At 68.0% G+C, this 3881-nt stretch carries 4 protein-coding genes and 1 pseudogene; 2 read left to right on the top strand and 3 right to left on the bottom strand.

Translation table 11 applies throughout. The annotated features are described in order from the left end of the window. A partial coding sequence (locus G3N93_RS35985) for a YnfA family protein (protein ID WP_174934865.1) occupies positions 1-329 on the bottom strand: 329 nt, incomplete at its 3' end. Positions 330-868: 539 nt separating this feature from the next. On the opposite strand from G3N93_RS35985, the gene proP reads away from it, so the two are divergent. Next, the gene (proP, locus tag G3N93_RS35980; RefSeq protein ID WP_011351590.1) at positions 869-2356 is read left to right on the top strand and encodes a glycine betaine/L-proline transporter ProP; all 1488 of its coding nucleotides are present in this window, start codon (positions 869-871) and stop codon (positions 2354-2356) included. 109 nt (positions 2357-2465) lie between these two features. On the opposite strand, the gene G3N93_RS35975 is transcribed toward proP, so the two are convergent. Then, positions 2466-2672 carry a hypothetical protein gene (locus G3N93_RS35975; protein ID WP_174915255.1) on the bottom strand — a complete coding sequence of 69 codons (207 nt, stop codon included), beginning with the start codon at positions 2670-2672 and terminating at the stop codon, positions 2466-2468. A 173-nt stretch (positions 2673-2845) separates the two neighbouring features. Continuing rightward, entirely contained in the window at positions 2846-3475 is a 630-nt protein-coding gene (locus tag G3N93_RS35970) for a glutathione S-transferase family protein (protein WP_206135138.1), read from the bottom strand. A gap of 253 nt (positions 3476-3728) precedes the next feature. On the opposite strand from G3N93_RS35970, the pseudogene G3N93_RS41870 reads away from it, so the two are divergent. Beyond that, positions 3729-3881, top strand: a pseudogene (locus tag G3N93_RS41870) (polyhydroxyalkanoate depolymerase); the annotation flags it as partial.

Raw genomic sequence — 3881 nt, 5'->3', positions numbered from 1 at the left:
GCGCGCGGCTGCAGCGCGATGACCGCCATTCCGCCGAGCGCGAGCGCCGCGCCGGCCACGTCCCAGCGGGTCAACGCGACGCCGTCGACCACCCGCAACCAGACCAGCGCCACCGCGATGTACACGCCGCCGTACGCGGCATAGGTGCGCCCCGCCGCACTCGGGTGCAGCGTCAACAGCCATGCGAACACCGCAAGGGACAGCGCGGCCGGCACCAGCAACCACACCGGCCGGCCCTCCTTCAGCACGAGCCACGGCAGGTAACAGCCGACGATTTCGGCCAGCGCGGTGGCGGCGAACAGCGCCGCGATCCTCATCAGTTCGGTCATCCGGTTCCTCGTGAATTCGGCCCCCGTCACCGGGGGCTGCACGGCCCTGCCGCGCGCCGCCGATCATACCCGAGCCGCCCCCGCCGGACGCCCCGCCAGACGGGCGTTTCCCGGCAATTTGCACGATCATCCGTCATCGTGCTATCATGTCGCCTGTTTCAACATTCAATCTCTGTCTATTCGATTTCGAGAGAAGTCCGTCCGCACGTTGCGGGCCGGCCCTTCGACCGAAATTGCACATACAGGAAAGCCCGCCCGACAGGCCCGCTTTTCTCGTTTCGTTGCCCCTCCGGGGCGCTTGCCGGAACGCCGGACACCGTCCGCACCGGCATCTGCCGCCTGCATCACGCGGCCCATTCTTCATGAGCGCACTGTCGCGACGGCCCATCGGGCCCGCGTCGAAGCAGCCCCTTACGGCCCTTTACCGCCCATAGTGCAGTAAGTGCTTAAAGGTTTGCCCCGACGCCCCGCACTCGACACCGCGCTCGCCGGCAAACCGTGTCGGACGGCCCGCCCGTTCGGCGCAGTCAAAGGAGTGCATGACCTTGACCGCAACACACGTCAGCCCGACCGCTGCTTCTTCCTCCGCTTCGTCGTCCGGCGAAGCCCCGCTCGTCGCGGACGACATAACCGTCGTCGACCAGAGCCTCCTCAAGCGCGCCGTCAGCGCGATGGCCATCGGCAATGCGATGGAATGGTTCGACTTCGGCGTCTACAGCTACATCGCCGTCACGCTCGGCAAGGTGTTCTTCCCGTCCAGCAGCCCGTCCGCGCAGCTGCTCGCGACCTTCGGCACGTTCGCGGCCGCGTTTCTCGTGCGTCCGCTCGGCGGCATGGTGTTCGGCCCGCTCGGCGACCGCATCGGCCGCCAGCGCGTGCTCGCCGCCACGATGATCATGATGGCCGTCGGCACCTTCGCGATCGGCCTCATTCCGAGCTACGCGTCGATCGGCATCATGGCGCCCGTGCTGCTGCTCGTCGCCCGCCTCGTGCAGGGTTTCTCGACCGGCGGCGAATACGGCGGCGCAGCCACCTTCATCGCCGAATTCTCGACCGACAAGCGCCGCGGCTTCATGGGCAGCTTCCTCGAGTTCGGCACGCTGATCGGTTACGTGATGGGTGCGGGCGTCGTCGCGCTGCTCACCGCGTCGCTGTCGCAGGAAGCGCTGCTGTCGTGGGGCTGGCGCGTGCCGTTCCTGATCGCCGGCCCGCTCGGCCTGATCGGTCTCTACATCCGGATGAAGCTCGAGGAAACGCCGGCGTTCAAGCGCCAGGCCGAGGAGCGCGAAGCGCAGGACAAGGCCGTGCCGAAGACGCGCTTCCGCGAAACGCTGATGCGCAACTGGCGTGCCCTGCTGCTGTGCGTCGGCCTCGTGCTGATCTTCAACGTGACCGATTACATGGTGCTGTCGTACCTGCCGAGCTTCATGTCGTCGACGCTGCATTTCGACGAATCGCACAGCCTCGTGCTCGTGCTGATCGTGATGGTGCTGATGATGCCGCTGACGCTCGCCGCCGGCCGCCTGTCCGACCGGATCGGCCGCAAGCCCGTGATGCTCGCCGGCTGCGTCGGCCTGCTCGCGCTGTCGATCCCGTCGATGATGCTGATCCATGCGGGCACCACGGCGTCGGTGTTCGGCGGCCTGCTGATCCTCGGCGTGCTGCTGTCGTGCTTTACCGGCGTGATGCCGTCGGCGCTGCCGGCGCTGTTCCCGACCGAAATCCGCTACGGCGCACTCGCGATCGGCTTCAACGTGTCGGTGTCGCTGTTCGGCGGCACGACCCCGCTCGTGACCGCGTGGCTGGTCGACGTCACGCACAACCTGATGATGCCCGCGTACTACATGATGGGCGCCGCCGTGATCGGCATCGTGTCGGTCGTCGCGCTCGCCGAAACGGCGCGCCAGCCGCTCAAGGGCTCGCCGCCGGCCGTCGCGTCGCGTCGCGAAGCCCATCAGCTCGTGCGCCAGATGCGCGAGGACGACGAATCGGAGATGTACGGTGTCGTGTCGCCGGCACGCGCCTGAGCGTCGCCCATGAAAAAGCCCCGGCCGAAGCCGGGGCCCGATCGAACCCGATCCGCCCGACCGGCTTGCGCCGGCCGGGCTTTTTTTCATCCATGCGATGCGTGCGCCGTCATGCCTGCGCTTCGCAGTGGCGGCAGAAAATCAGCGCGCGCGAGCGCGACACAGCGGCCTGCGCACCGCGCGCCGCGACGATCAGCCCGACCTGACTCAGATTGAAATCGCGCTCGACCATCAACTGCGTCAGCGCGGCAAGCGGCAACACGAGGGACGGGTGGTACAGGCTCGATTCGATCAGGGCTTTCATCATCGGCTCCATCAGGCAATGCGTGATTCGATGGAGTGGATTCTAGGGACCGGCCGCTTCCGGATAAACAGCACGAATACGAAGTCACTTGTCGGCCGCCGCGAACAATCGGCAAAGGCTTGCCTGGCAAGGCCGAGCGGGCGACGAGGAGCGACGCGGGGCCGCGTCGCGCGCCGCCGCGACGCCTAGACGAGCGGTGTTTCGACGAATGCCGGCAGCGCTTCCGCCCGCGCCGAATGCGCGGCCAGTGCCGGATAACGGGCCGGATCGATCCGCGCGAGCACCGGGTAGTCGGCCGCCATGAACTGCGTGAAGCGCCATGCGACCGCAACCGTCACGTCGGACTGCAGCAGGCGCGCGCCGCCGAACCAGCCGTCCGTGGCCGCGACGAGCGGCTCCAGGGCGCCGTATGCGCCCTCGATCTGGCTTAGCACGCGTTCGAGCCACGGCGCATGCTGCTTGTCGGCCGGGCGCAGCGCCTGCTCGTAGACGACCTGCACGGTCTTCTCGGCGGCCGCCAGCGCGAAGCCGACCGGCACGAGTACGCGCAGCCGTGCATCGGCGGCATCGGGCAGCAGGCGCCGTTCGGGCGCGACCCGATGATCGAGATAGTCGACGATCAGCGACGAATCGAGCAGCGTCGCGCCGTCGTCGGTCACGAGCGTCGGCGCCTTGACGACCGGGTTGATCGCCCTGAACTGCTCGAAATGACGGAACACCGAGATCGACTCGTGTTCGAACGGGAGGTCGAGCAGCTTCGCCGAAATGGCGACCCGACGCACGAACGGGGAATCCAGCATACCGATCAGCTTCATCGCGAACGCTCCGCTTGAGGGGAATGGGATCGATGACTGTAGCAGCGTCGCGCGGCATCGCCTAGGGCCCGTTCCCGGCAACCACGGGCGGAGGCCGGCGCCACGGACGCGTTTGCCGAAGTGACGGAGCGTGCGCGGCCGACCGTCGCGCCCGTGCGCTCGATGCGCATCAGCCGGACGCGCGCGGGGCTCACGTTGTCCCGCCAGAGTGACCATAATGCAAGTTCACGCCCCTTCCGCCCCAAGGTTCGCCATGTGGTATGCCCTCGTCGAGCAGCAGCGGGAATGGATGCGCGCCTGGCGCGCGGCGACGCGGCACGCGTTCGACGCGTGGCCCGCGGCCACGCTGCCGCACGCCGCGTCGTCGTGCTACGACGACCTGTTCGAGCCGCTGCTCGGGCCGCCA

The sequence above is a fragment of the Burkholderia sp. Se-20378 genome, from assembly GCF_017104665.1.
Classification (GTDB): domain Bacteria; phylum Pseudomonadota; class Gammaproteobacteria; order Burkholderiales; family Burkholderiaceae; genus Burkholderia; species Burkholderia lata.
The sequence above is the reverse complement of the archived record's forward strand: the minus strand, read 5'-3'. Positions and strand labels throughout refer to the sequence as shown.